Below are 19,633 nucleotides of genomic sequence, written 5' to 3'. Positions count from 1 at the left end.
TAGTGAAACGATGCATCGCCGATGGTAGTGTGGGGTTTCCCCATGTGAGAGTAGGTCATCGTCAAGATTAAATTCCGAAACCCCAATTGCGAAAGCAGTTGGGGTTTTGTTTTGGGCGGTCGAAAAGCGCTGATGGGATTTTGCGATTAGTCCAACACCGCCCAGAATGCCCTTCAATGCTAAAGTCGCTCCCTCGATTTTGCTTTTCCCAAGGAAGCCGTTATGCCGGATGCAACGTCCCTCAGTGCTGGATTCATGGTCGTCCACGGCAATCGCCTGGATGAACTGCGCAGCCTGGTCGTCAGTTGGATGCGTCGCTATCCATTGGCTCCCCTGGAAAACGAAATCGCTCTGGTGCAAAGCAACGGCATCGCACAATGGCTCAAACTGGCGCTTGCTGAAGATCCAGAGGATGACGACACGGGCGGCTGCGGCATCGCCGCTGCGATCGACGTGCAACTGCCCGGCAGTTTCATGTGGCAGCTTTATCGCATGGTCCTGGGACGCGACGAAATCCCGGTCAAGTCCCTTCTGGATAAAGCCCCGCTAACCTGGCGCCTCATGCGCCTGCTGCCTGAGCTGATCGACCAGCCACACTTCGAGCCCCTGCAACGCTTCCTCACCCATGACACCGACCTGCGTAAACGCTACCAACTGGCGGAGCGCCTGGCCGACTTGTTCGACCAATATCAGGTCTATCGTGCGGACTGGCTGGAAGACTGGGCCGCGGGTCGACATCAACTGCGCAATGGCCGAGGCGAGGCCAAACCCTTGAGCCCGGCCAACTGCTGGCAGGCCGAATTATGGCGTGCATTGCTGCTGGACGTCGGCGAGGAGGGGATGGCGCAGAGCCGTGCCGGAGTTCACCAGCGCTTTATCGAGCGCATCAACAAGCTGGACACTGCCCCCCAAGGCCTGCCGTCTCGGGTCATCGTGTTTGGCATCTCATCCTTGCCCGCCCAAGCCCTTGAAGCGCTGGCCGGTCTGGCCCGTTTTAGCCAAGTCCTGCTATGCGTGCATAACCCTTGCCGTCACCATTGGTCTGACATCGTTGCCGACAAAGACCTACTGCGAAACGAGTACAAACGTCAGGCGCGCAAGGCCGGCATGCCGTTCACCATCGACCCACAAACCCTGCACCAGCACGCCCACCCGTTGCTCGCCGCTTGGGGCAAGCAAGGGCGCGACTACATCAACCTGCTGGACAGCTACGACGATCCCAACAGTTACCGATCAGCCTTCCGTGACGGGCGCATCGACCTGTTCAGCGACAGCGAGCCGACCACAATCCTCAACCAACTGCAGGATGACATCCTCGAACTGCGCCCCCTTCCCGAAACGCGAGAGCGCTGGCCCGCCGTCGATCTGCAGCACGACACCTCGATCCGCTTCCACATTGCCCACAGCGCCCAGCGGGAAGTGGAAATCCTCCACGACCAACTGCTGCAGCGCTTCAGCGAAAACCCCGCGTTGCGGCCTCGCGACGTTATCGTCATGGTCCCGGATGTGGACAGCTACGCACCGCATATCCGTGCGGTATTCGGCCAGTTGGACAAAAAAGACCCACGCTTCATCCCCTTCACCCTCACTGACCAGGGCCAACGGGGGCGCGATCCACTGTTGATCGCCGTCGAACATCTGCTGAAACTTCCCGACAGCCGTTTTCCGGTCAGCGAAATCCTCGACTTGCTGGACGTTCCCGCCCTGCGTGAACGCTTCGCCATCCTGGAGCGCGACCTGCCCACTCTGCACCGCTGGATAGAAGGGGCCGGCATCCGCTGGGGCCTGAACGCCGAGCAGCGTGCCGGTCTCGGCCTGCCCAGTGAGCTGGAGCAAAACAGCTGGCGATTCGGCCTGCGCCGCATGCTGCTGGGTTACGCCGTGGGCAGTGGTGCCGCCTGCGCCGGCATTGAGCCCTACGATGAAATCGGCGGCCTCGATGCTGCGCTGATCGGTCCGTTGGTCGCCTTGCTTGACGCATTGCACGATGCACACCAAGCCCTGTCACAGCCCGCAACACCACAAGTCTGGGGGGCACGCCTGCAAGACCTGATGCAACGCTTCTTTCTGGCCAGCAACGAACATGATGACTATCTGCTGGGCCAGCTTGAGCAACTGCGGGAAGACTGGTTGGAAACCTGCGAGTCCGTCGGCCTGTACGACGATTTACCGCTGACCGTAGTTCGTGAGGCTTGGCTTGCCGGCCTCGACCAGGGCCGCCTGTCCCAGCGCTTTCTCGCCGGCGCGGTGAATTTCTGCACCCTTATGCCGATGCGCGCCATTCCGTTCAAACTGGTGTGCCTGCTGGGCATGAACGACGGTGACTATCCGCGCGCACAACCGCCGCTGGATTTTGACCTGATGGGCAGCGACTACCGCCCCGGCGACCGCTCTCGCCGTGAAGATGACCGCTACTTGCTGCTTGAAGCCCTGCTCTCGGCACGCGACCAACTCTACATAAGCTGGGTCGGCCGCAGCATCCGCGACAATAGCGAGCGCCCGGCGTCCGTGCTGATCGGCCAACTGCGCGATCACCTCGCCAGCGGCTGGCAACATGCCCAAGAGCGACCGCTGCTGGAGGCAATGACCCAGGAGCACCCTTTGCAACCCTTCAGCGCGCGCTATTTCCACGAAGGTGATCCTCTGTTCAGCTACGCCCGCGAATGGCAGTTGTTGCACGAAGCCCAAGACTTGCCCCTCGAAACAACCTGCCTGTCAGCCTACGTCCAGGAAGAACCCCTGAGTCTGGGCCAACTGCAGGACTTCCTGCGTAACCCCGTCAGGCATTTCTTCAGCCAGCGCCTCAAGGTATTTTTCGAAGCCGCTGAGGTGCCCCTCGCCGATGAAGAGCCCTTTGTCCTCGACGCCCTGCAGCGCTACACCTTGAGCGATAGCCTGCTCGCCGCTGCACTGAGCGACCCCGATCATCTGGAGCAAGCCCTGGATGCCCAGGCCCAGCGCCTGCAGGGCAGTGGCCTGCTGCCCATGGTTGGTTTTGGTGAATGCCTGCGCAATGAGCTGATCGAGCCTTTGCCTGACCTGTTGCAGCGCTACCAGCAACTCCTGGCGCTCTGGCCCACGCCGCACAACGCCGCAGAACCCGTCAGCTTCGCGCACCGCGGGATTGAACTCGACGGCTGGGTCAGCGGCTTGCATCGGCGCAGTGATGGCGGCTTGCTCAGCGTGACCACCATTCCCAACAGCATCGGCTCGATCAAGACCCGCAAGTGGCATCGCCTGATCCGCCCATGGGTCAATCACCTGGTGGCCTGCGCCTGTGGCCTTCCGTTGAGCACGGGCCTGGTGGCCAGCGATGACACTCTTTTGCTGGCGCCTCTTGAGCAAAACCTTGCCCAGGATATCCTCGGCAACCTGCTCCTGGCTTGGCAGGCCGGCATGAGCGAACCACTGCCGGTCGCGGTCAAGACTGCGTTTGCCTGGCTGGGCCAGACCGATCCGGACAAAGCCCAGGCTGCGGCCCTTAAAGCCTACGAAGGTGATGGCATCAACAGTGACGGCGAGCGCCGCGAAAGCCCGGCCCTTACCCGACAGTTTCCCGATTACGCCGCGCTGGTCGCCAGCGAGGATTTCGAAGGCTGGTGCGAAACCCTCTATCGCCCGTTGATAACCGCCCCCTGGCGATCACTGACCAGCGAGGAGCCCCGCCCATGAGCGCCGTCAAACCCCTGGCCCTGGCCTTTCCCCTGCGCGGCAGCCAACTGATCGAGGCCAGTGCCGGCACCGGCAAGACCTTCACCATCTCCGCGTTGTACCTGCGCCTGGTACTCGGCCACGGCGGCGACGAGGCAGGCTTTGGCCGCGAATTGCTGCCGCCGCAGATCCTTGTGGTGACCTTCACCGATGCCGCCACCAAAGAATTGCGCGAGCGTATCCGTACCCGCCTGGCCCAAGCGGCGCGCTACTTTCGTGATGAAATCGAGCAGCCCGACGCCTTGATCGCCCAGTTGCGCGACGAATACAGCGTCGAGCAATGGCCAGGTTGCGCCAATCGCCTCGATATTGCCGCGCAATGGATGGACGAGGCCGCCGTCTCGACCATCCACAGTTGGTGCCAGCGCATGCTGCGCGAACACGCCTTCGACAGTGGCAGCCTGTTTACCCAGACCCTGGAAACCGACCACAGTGACCTGCTCGGCGAAGTGCTGCGCGACTACTGGCGGCTGTTCTGCTACCCGATGCACGGCGATGCCCTGAACTGGGTGCGCAGCAACTGGGGCGGCCCTGCAGCGCTGTTGCCCCGCGTGCGCGCATTGTTCGGCAGCGAGCGCCCCAGTGACGAACCACGGGAGCCCGCCGAACTGATCGAGGCTTGCCTGCACGAACGCCGCGAGGCTCTGGTAGCGCTCAAGGCCCCTTGGCAACAATGGGCCGCCGAGTTGCGCGAGATCTGCCTGCAAGCCGTCGCGGCCAAGGCTGTCGATGGCCGTAAGATGCAAGCCCGCTATTTCGAACCCTGGTTCGAGAAAATCAGCGCCTGGGCCGCTGACGAAACCCTGGAACAACTGGATATCGGCACCGGCTTCAGCCGCCTGACCCCAGACGGTATGGCCGAAGCCTGGAAGGGCGACGCGCCCCATCACCCGGGCCTGGATGCCATGGTGGGCCTCAAAGCCAGCCTGGACGCCTTGCCCACGCCTGACGCTGCGGTGTTGCAACACGCGGCCGCTTGGGTCGGTAAACGTTTTGAAGATGAGAAGCGCCGGCGTGCCGAGATGGGCTTCGACGACATGCTCATTCGCTTGGACGCAGCCCTGCAAGCCGAGGGGGGCGAGCGCCTGGCCAGTGTGATTCGCGAGCAATTCCCGGTGGCCCTGATCGACGAATTCCAGGACACCGACCCGGTGCAGTACCGGATCTTCGAGAGCATCTACCGTATTGAAGACAACAACCCGCTCAGCGGCCTGTTCCTGATCGGCGACCCCAAGCAAGCGATCTACGCCTTTCGCGGCGCCGATATCTACACCTACCTGCGTGCCCGCCAGGCCACCGCCGGGCGCTTGCACACCCTGGGCACCAACTTTCGCTCCAGCCATGCCATGGTCGAGGCAGTCAACCATGTGTTTGAACGTGCGGAAACCGGGCGTGGGGCGTTTCTGTTTCGCGAGCCGGACGGCGAGAACCCGGTGCCATTCCAGCCGGTATCGTCCCAAGGCCGCAAGGAGCACTTGCAGGTCGATGGGCACACAGTGCCAGCCCTGAATATCTGGCACCTGCCCACCGACCAGCCGATCTCCAACGTGCTTTATCGCCAACAATTGGCCGGTGCTTGTGCCAGTCAGATCGTCGCGTTGCTCAATGGCGGCCAGCAAGGCAGTGCAGGGTTCGTCAAGGATGGCGACTTCTCCCCCGTGCAACCGTCGAACATCGCCATCCTTGTGCGTGACGGCAAGGAAGCCCAGGCCGTGCGCGGTGAGCTGGCCGCGCGCGGTGTGCGCAGCGTGTACCTGTCCGATAAGGATTCGGTGTTTGCCTCCCAGGAAGCCCACGATGTGCTCGCCTGGCTCAAGGCCAGTGCCGAGCCAGACGTGGAGCGCCCGCTGCGTGCGGCCCTGGCTTGCGTCACCCTCAACCTGTCGCTGACGCAACTGGAGCAACTGAACCAGGACGAACTGGCCTGGGAACAGCGGGTCATGCAGTTTCGCGATTACCGCGTGATCTGGCGGACCCAGGGCGTGTTGCCGATGCTGCGACGCCTGCTACATGACTTCAAGTTGCCGCAGACCCTGATCGCCCGCAGCGATGGCGAAAGAGTGCTGACCAACCTGCTGCACCTGTGCGAATTGCTGCAACAAGCCGCCGCTGAGCTAGATGGCGAACAGGCACTAATCCGCCATCTGGCGGAGCATCTGGCGCTCTCGGGCCAGGCCGGCGAAGAGCAGATCCTGCGCCTGGAAAGTGATGAGCAACTGGTCAAAGTGGTGACCATCCACAAATCCAAGGGCCTGGAATACGATCTGGTGTTCCTGCCGTTTATCTGCTCGGCCAAGCCCGTCGACGGCAGCCGCCTGCCGCTGCATTACCACGATGCCAACGGCAAGTCCCAGGTCAGCCTCAAACCCACCGCCGAACTGATCGCCCAGGCCGATGACGAACGCCTGGCCGAAGACCTGCGCCTGTTCTACGTGGCGCTGACGCGGGCCAAACATGCCTGTTGGCTCGGTGTGGCCGACCTCAAGCGGGGTAATACCAACAGCTCGGTGTTGCACCTGTCGGCACTGGGTTATCTGTTGGGCAGTGGCGCAACCCTGGGTGAGTCCGCAGCCTTAGCCCGCTGGCTCATGGATTTGCAGGACGGCTGCGCGGCGATTGCCTACGGGCAAATGCCTGAGGCCGAGGCCAGCACCTACCAGCCACCGCGCAATGACGCGACCTTGCTCGCGCCGCTGCTGCCCAAGCGCAAGGCGGCGGAAAACTGGTGGATCGCTTCCTATAGCGCCCTGCGCATCGGCGAAAGCATGAGCGCCGCCAGCCTGGAGGCCCCAGAAAGCCCACAAGCGCAGAAGTTGTTCGACGACGAACGCCTGGACCCGGACGCACCGCGCGAAGTCGCCGCGTCTGGCGGCGACATTCATCGTTTCCCACGAGGGCCCAACCCCGGGACCTTTCTCCATGGCCTGCTGGAATGGGCCGGCAACGAAGGTTTCAACGTAACGCCCGAAGCCATCGAAGATGCTGTCGCACGGCGCTGCAACCGGCGCGGCTGGGAAGGCTGGATCGGCACCCTCAGCGGTTGGCTCGGGCACCTGTTGCAAGCGCCACTGAGCCTGGGCCAGGGGCAGGCATCGGTGACCCTGGGTGATTTGCAGCACTATCAGATCGAAATGGAGTTCTGGTTCGCCAGCCACAAAGTCGACGTGCTCGCCCTCGATCAACTGGTTTGCCAATACACCCACGACGGCGTGTCACGGGTGGCTGCCGAGCCGGTATTGCTCAACGGCATGTTCAAAGGCTTTATCGACCTGACCTTCGAACATGACGGCCGCTATTACGTGGCCGACTACAAATCCAACTGGCTCGGCGCCGACGACGCGGCCTACACCCAACAGGCCATGGAGCAGTCGATTCTCGACCATCGTTATGACCTGCAATACGTCCTCTACCTGCTGGCCCTGCATCGCCAACTCAAGGCGCGCCTGCCCGATTACGATTACGACCGGCACGTGGGGGGCGCGCTCTACCTGTTCCTGCGCGGTAGCCAAGCCGTGAGCCAGGGCGCGTATTTCACCCGGCCGCCACGTGAACTGATCGAACGCCTGGACCTGTTGTTCCAAGGCAAGCCGCAACCGCCCAAGGTCGAACCCGCCTGGGAACAAGGAGTCCTGCTATGAGCCTTTCGACTATGCCGCTGGAGGCACTGGCACCGCTGGACCGCGCTGACGACCTGATGCACCTGCTGGAGCGCTGGGTCGAGCGCGGCTGGCTGCGCTCGCTGGACAAGGCGTTCGTCGGCTTTCTCCACGAACTCGACCCTCAGGCCGATCCCCTGGTGCTGCTGGCCGCTGCCCTGACCAGTCACCAACTGGGCCACGGGCATGTGTGCCTGGATCTGTTCGAGACGCTGAATGCCCCGGATTTCGCCCTGTCGCTGCCCCCGGAAGGTGATCTTTCAGGTGGTGTGATGCTGCTGCCTTCGCAACTGCTCGATGGCCTGGACGGCGCGCACTGGTGCCATGCCCTGGCCGCGAGCCCGCTGGTGGCGTTGGCCGTGGATGGCAGCGCAGCGGCGCAAAGCCGGCCTTTGGTATTGTCGGGCAAGCGCCTGTATCTGCGGCGCTACTGGACCTATGAGCGACGCATCGACAGCGCCTTGCGTCAGCGTCTTGCCGTGCAGGAAGCGGTCTCGCCGGATCTGCCCCAGCGCTTGAGCGGCCTGTTCGACCAGCCACCCCCCAACGGCGTGGTCGATTGGCAGAAGCTCGCCTGTGCCCTGGCCACGCGTGGGGCGTTCAGCATCGTCACCGGTGGCCCCGGCACCGGCAAGACCACCACAGTGGTGCGCCTGCTGGCATTGCTGCAAGCGCCAGCGGTGGAGCAGGGCAGCGCTTTGCGCATCCGTCTGGCGGCGCCCACCGGCAAGGCGGCGGCGCGGTTGACCGAGTCCATCAGCCAACAAGTGCGCTCGCTGCACGTGGCCGAAACCGTGCGCGAAAAAATCCCCACCGAGGTCACCACCGTGCACCGCCTGTTGGGCAGCCGTCCCGGCACCCGGCATTTTCGTCATCACGCGGGCAACTTGTTGCCGCTGGATGTGCTGGTGGTTGATGAAGCCTCGATGATCGACCTGGAAATGATGGCCAACCTGCTGGATGCCTTGCCACCCCATGCGCGCCTGGTGCTGCTGGGGGACAAGGACCAATTGGCCTCGGTGGAAGCCGGCGCGGTGCTCGGCGATTTGTGCCGCGATGCCGAGGCGGGCTGGTACAGCCCCGGCACCCGCCAATGGCTGGAAAGTGTCAGCGGTGAGACCTTGGCTGGCAGCGGCCTGGAGGAAGACCTCGACGCCAGCCATCCCCTGGCGCAACAGGTGGTGATGCTGCGTTATTCCCGGCGCTTCGGCGAAGGCAGTGGCATCGGCCAACTGGCGCGTTGGGTCAACCAGCAAAACCCCGAACAGGCTCGCCAACTGCTGGACGCCGGCAGCCACGACCTGTTTTGCCTGCGCCTCAAGGGCGAGCATGACCGCGCCCTCGAGCGCCTGGTGCTGGACGGGCAGGGCGGCCATGCCCAGGGCTATCGCTACTACCTCAACCTGCTGCGCACCTCGCGTCCGGCAGCCGAGACACCACGGGACGATCCGCGCTGGACCGACTGGGCGCGCCAGTTGTTGCAAGCCTTTGATGCCTTCCAGTTGCTGTGCGCGGTGCGCAAGGGCCCCTGGGGCGTGGAAGGCCTCAACCAACGTATCACCGACGCGCTGCTCAAGGCCCGGCTGATCGATAGCGACCAGCAATGGTACGAAGGCCGCCCGGTGCTGATGACCCGCAATGACTACGGCCTGGGCTTGATGAACGGTGACATCGGTATCGCCTTGAAACTGCCCGAAAGTGACGGCGGGCCGCAGGTGCTGCGCGTTGCCTTCCCGCGCAACGATGGCCAGGGCGGGGTGCGCTTCGTCTTGCCCAGCCGGCTCAACGATGTAGAAACCGTCTACGCCATGACCGTACACAAGTCCCAGGGCTCGGAGTTCGCCCACACGGCCCTGATCCTGCCGGATGCGCTGAACCCGGTACTGACCAAGGAGCTGATCTACACTGGCATCACTCGCGCGAAGGATCGCTTCAGTTTGATCGAAACCCGTAGTGGGGTTTTCGAGGAAGCGGTGCGGCGCAAGGTGAAACGGTTAAGCGGGCTGATGTTGGAGCTGGGTGCGTGAGTCGTAGGAAAAACCTGACCGATATGTCGGTTTTTTCGCAACAAATGGCTGAATCTACTTAGGCCCCGCCTCGATGGGGTTTCCGCCAATATGCTATCGTTGCGGCATCATCCCGAGAAGATCATAGAGAATCGCTGCATGAACGTGGCTGTCTCGCCCACAGAGCGTAGTTGGAGCTGGAGACGATTGCTGCTATCGGCCGTTCTGTGTCTCGTCACGCCTCTGGCTTTTGCCCAGGCGTCTGCCGCCAGTGCGGCGGATCAGCGGGCGCAGGCCGTCACCCAGGTGGTACTGGGGATTCTCAGCTACGCCCGTTGGCCGGTTGAGCCCACCCAACTGCGTTTGTGCATCGTTGGCCCGACCCAATACACCGATGATCTGGTCAAGGGCACTACCCAGGCCACTGGCCGGCCGGTGGTGGTCCAGCGTCTGCTGGCGGACAACCCCAATATCGTCAATGCCTGCGACGCCCTGTATATCGGCAAGCTCTCCACTGACGAGCGCAGCCACTTGTTCACGGCGTTGATCGGACGCCCGGTGTTGAGCATCAGTGAAGGCGGCGACCAATGCACCGTGGGCAGCCTGTTCTGCCTGCGGGTGAGTGATGATCAGGTGTCGTTCGAGGTCAACCTCGACTCCGTGGCCCGCAGCGGTGTGCGTATTCATCCCAGCGTCTTGCAATTGTCCCGTCGGCGAGCGCCGGAACCATGAGGCTGCGTAACGCCAAAACCCGCCCTACATTACGTTCGGTCCTTGGTCGCGGGCACCTGAGTGTGGCGCTGGTGGCGGTCGCCATGGCCAGCGTATCCCTGACCCTGCTGGGCGTGCTGGCCCTGCGGGTCTATGCCGACCACAACCTGCACCTGATCGCCCGCTCGATCAACTACACCGTGGAAGCTGCGGTGGTGTTCAACGACCGCGGGGCGGCCACCGAAGCCCTGGCGTTGATTGCCTCCACTGAAGAAGTGGCCGAAGCCCGGGTGCTGGACCTCAATGGCAACACCCTGGCTCACTGGGTGCGTCCGGAAACGGGGCTATTGTCCAAGGTGGAGCTGGAACTGGCCCACACGCTGCTGGAGGAACCCATCAGCCAACCGATCATGCGTCAAGACAGGAAAATTGGCACCGTTGAGCTGAGTGGGCACGGCGGTAGCCTGTTGCGCTTTTTGCTCAGCGGCCTGGCGGGGATCATTATCTGCACCGCGTTAAGCGGCTGGGTCGCGATTTACCTGGCGCGCCGGATGCTGCGTGGTATCACCGGCCCCTTGCACAGCCTGGCCGACGTCGCCCACGCCGCGCGCAGCGAGCGGGCCTTCGACCGCCGTGTGCCGCCGGCGCAGATCGCCGAGCTCGACAGCCTGGGCAATGACTTCAATGCCCTGCTCGACGAGCTCGAAGCCTGGCAAACCCACCTGCAAAGCGAAAACGAAACCCTCGCCCACCAGGCCAGCCATGACAGCCTCACCGGGCTGCCCAATCGTGCCTTCTTTGAGGGCCGGCTGATCCGCGCGTTGCGCAGTGCAGCCAAGCTCAACGAACGGGTGGCGGTGCTGTTCCTCGACAGCGACCGCTTCAAAGATATCAACGATAACTTCGGGCATGCCGCCGGTGACGCCGTACTGGTAGCCGTCGCCGCGCGCGTGCGGGCGCAACTGCGCGAGAGCGACCTGGTGGCGCGCCTGGGCGGCGATGAGTTCGCCATCCTGCTCTCACCTCTGCACAAGCTTGAAGATGCCCAGCGCATCGCTGACAAAATCATCGCCAGCATGGACCTGCCCATCCCGCTGCCGGGCAACACCGAAGTTTTGACCTCACTGAGTATCGGTATCGCGGTTTATCCCGATCATGGCGCCACTCCCGGCGCCTTGCTCAATGCCGCCGATGCGGCGATGTACCAGGCCAAACGCCTTTCCCAGGGTGGCCAGCATACGGCGGAGTCGGAGCACCCCGCTGCCAACGTTCAACACAGGAGTTGATCCCTTGTTTGCTAACACACGTGTTCTCTTTATCACCTTGTTTATCGCGCTGCTGACGCTGAGCGGCTGCCAGACCGCTCCGCCCAAGGGCCTGACACCGGCGCAAGTGGCGGTGCTCAAACAACAAGGCTTCGAACTGACCGACGAAGGCTGGGCGTTTGGCCTGTCGGGCAAAGTGCTGTTTGGCAGCGACGTCGAAAAACTCAACCAGGCCAGCACCGAGATCGTCGAACGCATCGGCAAGGCCCTCACCGGCGTAGGCATTGAACGTGTGCGCGTAGACGGCCACACCGACGCTTCGGGCAAGGAGTCCTACAACCAGCAACTGTCCCTGCGCCGGGCGAAAAGCGTGGGCAAGGTCCTGCTGAGCGTGGGTATGAAGGAAGAAAATGTGCAACTGCGCGGCCTGGGTAGCAGCGAACCGGTGGCCTCCAACAGCACCTCTGCGGGCCGTACCGAAAACCGCCGGGTATCGATTGTGGTCATCGCCGACTGAGCCGACAGCTTGGTCTAACTGTGAAATACCTTCACCTGTGGGAGCGGGCTTGCCCGCGAAGGCGGTGGTTCAGCCAGCTATGTACTGACTGACCCACCGCGATAGCGGTTCAGTCGGCAAACACCATCTCCCGCGTTTCCCCCATCAAAAGCCCCTGGTTTTGCTCCGTTACTTCCCTGATGTAATCCCACAACAAAGTAATCCGCTTCAATTTGCGCAAATCCTCCCGGCAATACATCCAGAACTGCCGCGTAATAGTGATCTCCTCACCCAACACCGGCAGCAACCTTGAGTCCTGCGCGGCCAAGAAGCACGGCAGGATCGCCAGTGAACGCCCCTGCTGCGCCGCTACGTACTGCGCAATCACGCTGGTGCTGCGCAGGCTGGCGCTGGCGCCCGGCACGACATTGGCCAGGTACAGCAGCTCCGAGCTGAACGCCAGGTCATCCACGTAGCTGATAAACGGGTGGTCGGCCAGGTCAGCCGGGCGGCGGATGGGCGGGTGTTGGTCGAGGTAGTCCTGGGTTGCGTACAACTGCAACTTGTAGTCACACAGCTTGCAGCACACGTAGGGCCCGTGTTCCGGGCGTTCCAGGGCGATGACGATATCGGCCTCGCGCTTGGACAGGCTGATGAAGTGGGGCAGGGGCAGGATGTCGACCGAAATCGCCGGGTAGTTGTCGACGAAGTGGCTCAGTTGCGGGGTGACGAAAAAGCTACCGAAACCCTCGGTGCAGCCCATGCGCACATGCCCCGACAGCGCCACGCCGGAGCCGGAGACTTGCTCGCAGGCCATGTGCAGGGTGCTTTCGATGGATTCGGCATAACCCAGCAAGCGCTGGCCTTCGTTGGTCAGGACAAAACCGCTGGTCCGGGATTTTTCGAACAGCAGGGTGCCCAGCGAACCTTCCAACGAACTGATACGCCGCGACACCGTGGTGTAGTCCACCGCCAGGCGCTTGGCGGCGACGCTGGCCTTGCGGGTGCGCGCCACTTCGAGGAAAAACTTCAGGTCATCCCAGTTCAGCGAGCCTAAAGACGTGATGTTTTTTTGCATGTTGGACCGGCTTTTATGTGGGTTCTTATTGGAAGTTTGCACATCTATACTCCAAAAATCGTCCGAACGCCTCATCCTCAAGGCGCTTCACGCCTTGGCTCTCTGCATAACTACAAGATCTGGAGACCACAATGAACGCATCGCTTACGTCTGCCGATACCACCGTGAAACAGGCCAAACTGTTGATCAACGGTGAATGGGTCGAGTCCAAGACCACCCAGTGGCAAGACATCGTCAACCCGGCGACCCAACAAGTCCTGGCCCGTGTGCCCTTTGCCACGGCCGATGAAGTCAATGCAGCCATCGACGCCGCCCATCGCGCCTTCCAGACCTGGAAGCTGACGCCGATCGGCGCGCGCATGCGCATCATGCTCAAGCTGCAGGCGCTGATCCGTGAACACTCCAAGCGCATTGCCGTCGTACTCAGTGCCGAACAGGGCAAGACCATTGCCGACGCTGAAGGCGATATCTTCCGTGGCCTGGAAGTGGTCGAGCACGCCTGTTCCATCGGCACCCTGCAAATGGGCGAATTTGCCGAGAACGTGGCCGGCGGTGTCGACACCTACACCCTGCGCCAACCGATCGGCGTGTGCGCCGGCATCACCCCGTTCAACTTCCCGGCAATGATCCCGTTGTGGATGTTCCCGATGGCCATCGCCTGCGGTAACACCTTCGTGCTCAAGCCTTCGGAGCAGGATCCACTGTCGACTCTGATGCTGGTGGAGCTGGCGCTGGAAGCCGGTGTGCCGGCGGGTGTGCTGAACGTGGTCCATGGTGGCAAGGATGTGGTGGATGCGCTGTGCACCCACAAAGATATCAAGGCCGTGTCCTTCGTTGGCTCGACCGCCGTCGGCACCCACGTCTACGACCTGGCGGGCAAGCACGGCAAGCGCGTGCAGTCGATGATGGGCGCGAAGAACCATGCGGTGGTGCTGCCGGATGCCAACCGCGAACAGACTCTCAACGCCCTGGTCGGCGCCGGTTTTGGTGCAGCCGGTCAGCGCTGCATGGCCACTTCGGTTGTGGTGCTGGTTGGCGCCGCCAAGCAATGGCTGCCTGACCTCAAGGCTCTGGCGCAGAAACTCAAAGTGAACGCCGGCAGCGAAGCCGGCACCGACGTGGGCCCGGTGATCTCCAAGCGCGCCAAGGCACGTATCCTCGACCTGATCGAAAGCGGCGTGAAAGAAGGCGCCAAGTTGGAACTGGACGGCCGCGACATCCAGGTGCCGGGCTTCGAGCAAGGCAACTTCGTCGGCCCGACCCTGTTCTCGGGCGTGACCACCGACATGCAGATCTACACCCAGGAAATCTTCGGCCCGGTGCTGGTGGTGCTGGAAGTCGATACCCTCGATGAGGCTATCGCCCTGGTCAACGCCAACCCGTTCGGTAACGGCACCGGCCTGTTCACCCAGAGCGGTGCGGCGGCGCGCAAGTTCCAGAGCGAAATCGACGTCGGCCAGGTGGGCATCAACATCCCGATCCCCGTGCCAGTCCCGATCTTCAGCTTCACCGGTTCCCGTGGTTCGAAACTCGGCGACCTGGGCCCGTACGGCAAGCAAGTGGTGCAGTTCTACACCCAGACCAAAACCGTCACCAGCCGCTGGTTTGACGACGACAGCGTCAATGATGGCGTCAACACCACCATCAACCTGCGTTGATCAAGGAGACGACCATGAAGATTGCATTTATCGGCCTGGGCAACATGGGCGCGCCCATGGCCCGCAACCTGATCAAGGCTGGCCATGCGCTGAACCTGTTCGACCTGAACCAGACCGTCCTCAACGAGCTGGCCGCGTTGGGCGGCACCATCAGCGCCTCGCCGCGGGATGCGGCCCAGGGCGCGGAGTTGGTGTTGACCATGCTGCCCGCCGCCGCTCATGTGCGTAGCGTGTGGCTCAATGAAGACGGCGTGCTGGCCGGCATCGGCAAAGGCGTGCCAGCCGTGGATTGCAGCACCATCGACCCACAGACCGCACGGGACGTGGCAGCTGCTGCGGCCAAGCATGGCGTGGCGATGGCCGATGCACCGGTTTCCGGTGGCACCGGTGGTGCCCAGGCCGGGACGTTGACCTTTATGGTCGGCGCCAACCCGGAACTGTTCGCCACCCTGCAACCGGTGCTGGCGCAGATGGGCCGCAACATCGTGCATTGCGGTGATGTGGGCACCGGGCAGATCGCCAAGATCTGCAACAACCTGCTGCTGGGGATCAGCATGGTGGGTGTCAGTGAAGCCATGGCTTTGGGCGATGCGTTGGGTATCGACACGCAAGTACTGGCCGGCATCATCAACAGCTCCACCGGGCGTTGCTGGAGTTCCGACACCTACAACCCTTGGCCGGGCGTAATCGAAACCGCGCCGTCATCCCGAGGCTATACCGGTGGGTTTGGCGCCGACCTGATGCTCAAGGACCTGGGCCTGGCGACCGAAGCCGCGCGCCAAGCGCACCAGCCAGTGATTCTGGGGGCGGTGGCGCAGCAGTTGTATCAATCGATGAGCCAGCGCGGGGACGGAGGCAAGGACTTCTCGGCGATCATCAACAGCTATCGCAAGCCTCAATAGGTCAAAGGGCTGGCGATCAAGAGGCGACTTGTTGTGATGAGGCGGCTTGTGGCAAGGGGGCTTGTTGTGGCGAGGGGGCTTGTCCCCCGTTGGGCGGCGAAGCCGCCCCAGTAGGCCCCCCGACTTCCTTCAGATAGACCGAGGCGGTAGGTTTTGGGGCGGCTTCGCCACCCAACGGGGGACAAGCCCCCTCGCCACAACAAGGCCCCTTGCCGCAGAGTCTGTATCAGGCAAACACGAAATACTTACGCACCGTCTCGACCACTTCCCACGTGCCCTTCATGCCGGGCTCCACCACAAAGATATCCCCTGCGCGCAAATGGATCGGTTCCAGGCCGTCCGGGGTGATCACGCAGTAGCCTTCCTGGAAATGGCAGTATTCCCACTTCACATACTCCACCCGCCATTTGCCCGGGGTGCAGATCCAGGTGCCCATGATCTTGCTGCCGTCTTCGCTGGTGTAGGCGTTGAGGTTGACGGTGTGCGGGTCGCCCTCGAGCTTCTCCCATTTGCAGGCATCCAGGACCGGCAGGGGGTGGGTGTCGCGCAATACGGTGATGGGCTGGGACATGATGGCTCCAAGGCAGGAAAGACAAAGGTGAACCCTATAGCGCCGGGGCGAATGCCTGTGGTCTGAACTCGACATCGGGATGCCCAGAAGCGCAGCTCACACACTCTGCAAAAATACACAAAACCCTTGTGGGAGCGGGCTTGCTCGCGAAAGCGGTGGGTCAGTTGATGAATCATTGCCTGACACTGCGCAATCGCGAGCAAGCCCGCTCCCACATTTGATCTGTGGTGGCTGAAGGATCCATTCACTAATCAGACATTTCTTCGCAGTAAGTACGAAAGAAATCAGCCTTTGCGCTGGAATTCGCAAGAATATTTACCGCTGGCCCTCGTATCATTCACTTTAGAAACAACCGAGAGCCTCGTATGAATCCAATAAAAACGTGGTGGGATATCAGCCCACCCTTGAGCACCGCCACCCCGACGTGGCCGGGCGATACGCCGTTCCAGGAAGAGCGCGTCTGGCAGTTCGGCCCCGAATGCCCGGTCAACGTCGGGCGCATCACCCTATCGCCCCACACCGGCGCCCATGTCGATGCGCCGCTGCACTACAGCGCCGACGGCGCGCCCATCGGCGAAGTCTCGCTGGAGGTGTACATGGGCCCCTGTCGGGTGGTGTATTGCCTGGACGGCGGTGCGCTGGTGCAGCCGGAGCAGTTGCAAGGCCACCTGGATAACCTGCCGGAGCGGGTTCTGTTGCGTACTTATCAACAGGCGCCACTGACTAATTGGGATTCGAACTTCACCGCCGTCGCCCAAGAAACCGTCGAGCTGCTGGCCAGCCTGGGCGTACGCTTGATCGGCATCGACACCCCGTCCCTGGACCCGCAACAGTCCAAGACCATGGATGCTCATAACGCTGTCGCCCGTCATGGCATGGCGATTCTCGAAGGCATCGTGCTCGACGATGTACCGCAAGGCGATTACGAGTTGATCGCCCTGCCGCTGCGTTTTGCCAACCTCGATGCCAGCCCGGTACGAGCAATCCTGCGCCCGCTCAAGGAGCCCACGCGATGAGCCAGTGTCCTTTCTCCCCTGATTACCAGCCGCCGGAAGAATGGCATAACGCCGAGCTGAATTTTTCCGAGTCCATGAGCTACGGCGACTACCTGGACCTGGGCAAAGTGCTCACGGCCCAGCATCCGTTGTCGCCGGACCATAACGAAATGCTGTTTATCATCCAGCACCAGACTTCCGAGCTGTGGATGAAGCTGATGCTCCACGAACTCAAGGCCGCCCGTGAGCACGTGCGCCTGGGTGAGTTGGCGCCGGCGTTCAAGATGCTGGCGCGGGTGTCGCGCATCTTCGACCAACTGGTGCACGCCTGGGCGGTCCTGGCGACCATGACGCCGTCGGAGTACAAGTCGATCCGCCCGTACCTGGGGCAGTCGTCGGGCTTCCAGTCGTTCCAGTACCGGGAAATCGAGTTCATCCTCGGCAATAAAAGCGCGGCGCTGTTGCGGCCTCACGCCCACCGCCCGGAATTGCTCAAGGAGCTGCAAGTGGCGATTGCCACGCCGTCGCTGTATGACGAGGCGATCAACCTGATGATCAAGGCGGGCCTGGCGATTGACCCGCAGCGCGCGCAACGCGATCCGACGGCGCCTACGGTGCATGACGAATCCGTGGAGGCGGCGTGGCGCGAGGTGTATCGCGATCCGAACCGTTACTGGGACCTGTATCAGTTGGCCGAGAAGTTTATCGACCTGGAAGACTCGTTCCGCCAATGGCGCTTCCGCCATGTGACCACCGTAGAGCGGATCATTGGCTTCCAGCCGGGCACCGGCGGCACCGAAGGTGTGGGGTACTTGCGCAAGATGCTCGACACCGTGCTGTTCCCCGAGCTGTGGCGAGTGCGTTCAACGCTGTAATAAAAAAGCCCCGGTTCTCCGGGGCTTTTTCATTGGCAATACATTCCTATTGTGGCCCTGTTCATATGGGAGCCGGGCTAGCCTTAAACGAACGCAATGCTCAAAGCAGCGAAGATCAAATGTGGGAGCGGGCTTGCTCGCGAAGACGTCGGCTCAGCAAACATTGATGTTGACTGACCCACTGCTTTCGCGAGCAAGCCCGCTCCCACACAAGCCCGCTCCCAGATGAGCGGGCGCCTACACAGGTTACTGCGCGACAGCCACAGTCTTGGTCTTCTTGGCGCGCAACCAGTACGCCAGGAAGAGAATCCCTACCCACACCGGCATCGCATACACCGACGGGCGCATGTCCGGAATCGCCAGCATTACGCCCACGATCACCAGCATGAACGCCAGGCACAGGTAGTTGCTGAACGGGAACCAGAAAGTCTTGAACGTCGGCACTACGCCTTGTTCACCCATGGCCTTGCGGAACTTGATGTGGGTCAGGCTGATCAGCGCCCAGTTGATCATCAGCGACGCAACCACCAGCGCAAACAACAGCACCAGTGCATCCTTGGGCGCCACGTAGTTGATCACCACGCACAGCAGCGTCACCAGGGCCGAAATGCCCAGGGCGCGCAGCGGAACGCCTTGCTTGTTGAGCTTCATCAGCGCCTTGGGCGCGTCGCCTTGCTCGGCCAGGCCGAACAGCATGCGGCTGTTGCAGTACACGCCGCTGTTGTACACCGACAGCGCCGCGGTCAGCACCACGAAGTTGAGGATGTGCGCAGCGGTGTCGTTACCGATCAGCGAGAAGATCTGCACGAATGGGCTGGCGCTGTAGGCATCGCCCGAGGCCCCGAGGGTTTGCAGCAGTTGATCCCATGGGTACAGCGACAGCAGCACGGTGAGGGCGCCGACGTAGAAAATCAGGATCCGGTACACCACCTGGTTGATCGCCTTGGGGATCACTTTGCGTGGCTCGCTGGCTTCGGCTGCGGTAATACCCACCAGCTCCAGGCCACCGAACGAGAACATGATGAAGGCCATGGCCATCAGCAGGCCCATGCCGCCATTGGGGAAGAAGCCGCCGTGGTCCCACAGGTTGCTGATCGAGGCCTGTGGTCCGCCGGTGCCGCTGAACAGCAAGTAGCAGCCGAGCACGATCATGCCGATGATCGCCACCACCTTGATGATCGCGAACCAGAACTCGGTCTCACCGAAGAACTTCACGTTCAGGGTGTTGATCAGGTTCACCGCAATGAAGAACACCACGGCACTGACCCAGGTCGGTATTTCCGGCCACCAGAACTGGATGTACTTGCCCACCGCCGTCAATTCGGCCATGCCCACCAGCACATACAGCACCCAGTAGTTCCAGCCGGCGAGGAAGCCTGCGTAGCCGCCCCAGTACTTGTGGGCGAAGTGGCTGAAGGAGCCGGCGACCGGTTCCTCGACGATCATCTCGCCCAACTGGCGCATGATCAGGAACGCGATAAACCCGGCTATCGCATAGCCCAGGATCATCGACGGCCCCGCCGACTTCAGCACCCCGGCCGAACCGAGGAACAAGCCCGTACCAATCGCCCCACCCAGGGCAATCAGCTGAATATGCCGGTTTTTCAGGCCACGCTTGAGGCCCACCGGGTTAACCATGTCATCCGCCATTAACATTCCCTTCTACTTGTTTTTTTCAGGGTTGATCCTGCACGCCAGACCCGCCCCTC

General features: G+C 62.2%; 13 protein-coding genes. 10 read left to right on the top strand and 3 right to left on the bottom strand.

Annotation, left to right across the window (positions count from 1 at the left end):
- Positions 1-222 precede the first annotated feature (222 nt).
- The 6 genes from recC to HBO09_RS14640 all read left to right on the top strand — a co-directional run bounded on the left by recC (position 223) and on the right by HBO09_RS14640 (position 11,866).
- On the top strand, positions 223-3,672 hold the full coding sequence (recC, locus tag HBO09_RS14665; RefSeq protein WP_169995298.1) for an exodeoxyribonuclease V subunit gamma: 3,450 nt from the start codon (positions 223-225) through the stop codon (positions 3,670-3,672).
- A complete protein-coding gene (gene recB, locus HBO09_RS14660; RefSeq protein WP_169995296.1) occupies positions 3,669-7,349 on the top strand; it encodes an exodeoxyribonuclease V subunit beta in 3,681 nt (1,226 codons plus the stop codon). The genes recC and recB overlap by 4 nt, the downstream gene beginning before the upstream one ends.
- On the top strand, positions 7,346-9,394 hold the full coding sequence (gene recD / locus HBO09_RS14655) for an exodeoxyribonuclease V subunit alpha (RefSeq protein WP_169995294.1): 2,049 nt from the start codon (positions 7,346-7,348) through the stop codon (positions 9,392-9,394). The genes recB and recD overlap by 4 nt, the downstream gene beginning before the upstream one ends.
- Positions 9,395-9,532: 138 nt before the next feature.
- Positions 9,533-10,105: a YfiR family protein gene (locus tag HBO09_RS14650; RefSeq protein ID WP_169995292.1), complete on the top strand. Its 573-nt coding sequence runs from the start codon at positions 9,533-9,535 to the stop codon at positions 10,103-10,105.
- Positions 10,102-11,370 carry a diguanylate cyclase gene (locus tag HBO09_RS14645; RefSeq protein ID WP_169995290.1) on the top strand — a complete coding sequence of 423 codons (1,269 nt, stop codon included), beginning with the start codon at positions 10,102-10,104 and terminating at the stop codon, positions 11,368-11,370. The genes HBO09_RS14650 and HBO09_RS14645 overlap by 4 nt, the downstream gene beginning before the upstream one ends.
- A 4-nt stretch (positions 11,371-11,374) precedes the next feature.
- A complete protein-coding gene (locus HBO09_RS14640) occupies positions 11,375-11,866 on the top strand; it encodes an OmpA family protein (protein WP_169995281.1) in 492 nt (163 codons plus the stop codon).
- Between the two features lie 109 nt (positions 11,867-11,975).
- On the opposite strand, the gene HBO09_RS14635 is transcribed toward HBO09_RS14640, so the two are convergent.
- Positions 11,976-12,923: a LysR family transcriptional regulator gene (locus tag HBO09_RS14635; RefSeq protein ID WP_169995279.1), complete on the bottom strand. Its 948-nt coding sequence runs from the start codon at positions 12,921-12,923 to the stop codon at positions 11,976-11,978.
- 131 nt (positions 12,924-13,054) lie between these two features.
- Between HBO09_RS14635 and HBO09_RS14630 the strand changes: the two genes are divergently transcribed.
- Together HBO09_RS14630 and mmsB are read left to right on the top strand one after the other, a co-directional pair.
- Positions 13,055-14,581 carry a CoA-acylating methylmalonate-semialdehyde dehydrogenase gene (locus HBO09_RS14630; protein WP_169995277.1) on the top strand — a complete coding sequence of 509 codons (1,527 nt, stop codon included), beginning with the start codon at positions 13,055-13,057 and terminating at the stop codon, positions 14,579-14,581.
- A gap of 14 nt (positions 14,582-14,595) precedes the next feature.
- Positions 14,596-15,483, top strand: coding sequence for a 3-hydroxyisobutyrate dehydrogenase (gene mmsB, locus HBO09_RS14625; protein ID WP_169995275.1), 888 nt, complete (start codon positions 14,596-14,598; stop codon positions 15,481-15,483).
- A gap of 226 nt (positions 15,484-15,709) precedes the next feature.
- Here mmsB and HBO09_RS14620 read toward each other — a convergent pair whose 3' ends face one another.
- Complete coding sequence (locus HBO09_RS14620; RefSeq protein ID WP_029299917.1) at positions 15,710-16,054, bottom strand: cupin domain-containing protein; 345 nt, start codon at positions 16,052-16,054, stop codon at positions 15,710-15,712.
- 365 nt (positions 16,055-16,419) lie between these two features.
- Here HBO09_RS14620 and kynB point away from each other — a divergent pair, with 365 nt between their 5' ends.
- Together kynB and kynA are read left to right on the top strand one after the other, a co-directional pair.
- Positions 16,420-17,070 (top strand): arylformamidase, encoded by a 651-nt coding sequence (kynB, locus tag HBO09_RS14615; protein WP_169995273.1) that lies wholly within the window; start codon positions 16,420-16,422, stop codon positions 17,068-17,070.
- Positions 17,067-17,924: a tryptophan 2,3-dioxygenase gene (kynA, locus tag HBO09_RS14610; protein ID WP_029299913.1), complete on the top strand. Its 858-nt coding sequence runs from the start codon at positions 17,067-17,069 to the stop codon at positions 17,922-17,924. The genes kynB and kynA overlap by 4 nt, the downstream gene beginning before the upstream one ends.
- A gap of 246 nt (positions 17,925-18,170) precedes the next feature.
- Here the strand turns inward: kynA and HBO09_RS14605 are convergent, their stop codons facing one another.
- Positions 18,171-19,574, bottom strand: a complete 1,404-nt coding sequence (locus tag HBO09_RS14605) for an amino acid permease (RefSeq protein WP_169995271.1) — start codon at positions 19,572-19,574, stop codon at positions 18,171-18,173.
- Between the last annotated feature and the right edge of the window lie 59 nt (positions 19,575-19,633).

This window comes from Pseudomonas sp. WS 5027 (genome assembly GCF_012985695.1).
GTDB lineage: Bacteria > Pseudomonadota > Gammaproteobacteria > Pseudomonadales > Pseudomonadaceae > Aquipseudomonas > Aquipseudomonas hygromyciniae.
The sequence above is the reverse complement of the archived record's forward strand: the minus strand, read 5'-3'. Positions and strand labels throughout refer to the sequence as shown.

Coding starts and splice junctions, on each gene's coding strand:
- recC (WP_169995298.1), top strand. CDS start 223: ATGCCGGATGCAACGTCCCTCAGTGCTGGATTCATGGTCGTCCACGGC.
- recB (WP_169995296.1), top strand. CDS start 3,669: ATGAGCGCCGTCAAACCCCTGGCCCTGGCCTTTCCCCTGCGCGGCAGC.
- recD (WP_169995294.1), top strand. CDS start 7,346: ATGAGCCTTTCGACTATGCCGCTGGAGGCACTGGCACCGCTGGACCGC.
- HBO09_RS14650 (WP_169995292.1), top strand. CDS start 9,533: ATGAACGTGGCTGTCTCGCCCACAGAGCGTAGTTGGAGCTGGAGACGA.
- HBO09_RS14645 (WP_169995290.1), top strand. CDS start 10,102: ATGAGGCTGCGTAACGCCAAAACCCGCCCTACATTACGTTCGGTCCTT.
- HBO09_RS14635 (WP_169995279.1), bottom strand. CDS start 12,923: ATGCAAAAAAACATCACGTCTTTAGGCTCGCTGAACTGGGATGACCTG.
- HBO09_RS14630 (WP_169995277.1), top strand. CDS start 13,055: ATGAACGCATCGCTTACGTCTGCCGATACCACCGTGAAACAGGCCAAA.
- mmsB (WP_169995275.1), top strand. CDS start 14,596: ATGAAGATTGCATTTATCGGCCTGGGCAACATGGGCGCGCCCATGGCC.
- HBO09_RS14620 (WP_029299917.1), bottom strand. CDS start 16,054: ATGTCCCAGCCCATCACCGTATTGCGCGACACCCACCCCCTGCCGGTC.
- kynB (WP_169995273.1), top strand. CDS start 16,420: ATGAATCCAATAAAAACGTGGTGGGATATCAGCCCACCCTTGAGCACC.
- kynA (WP_029299913.1), top strand. CDS start 17,067: ATGAGCCAGTGTCCTTTCTCCCCTGATTACCAGCCGCCGGAAGAATGG.
- HBO09_RS14605 (WP_169995271.1), bottom strand. CDS start 19,574: ATGGCGGATGACATGGTTAACCCGGTGGGCCTCAAGCGTGGCCTGAAA.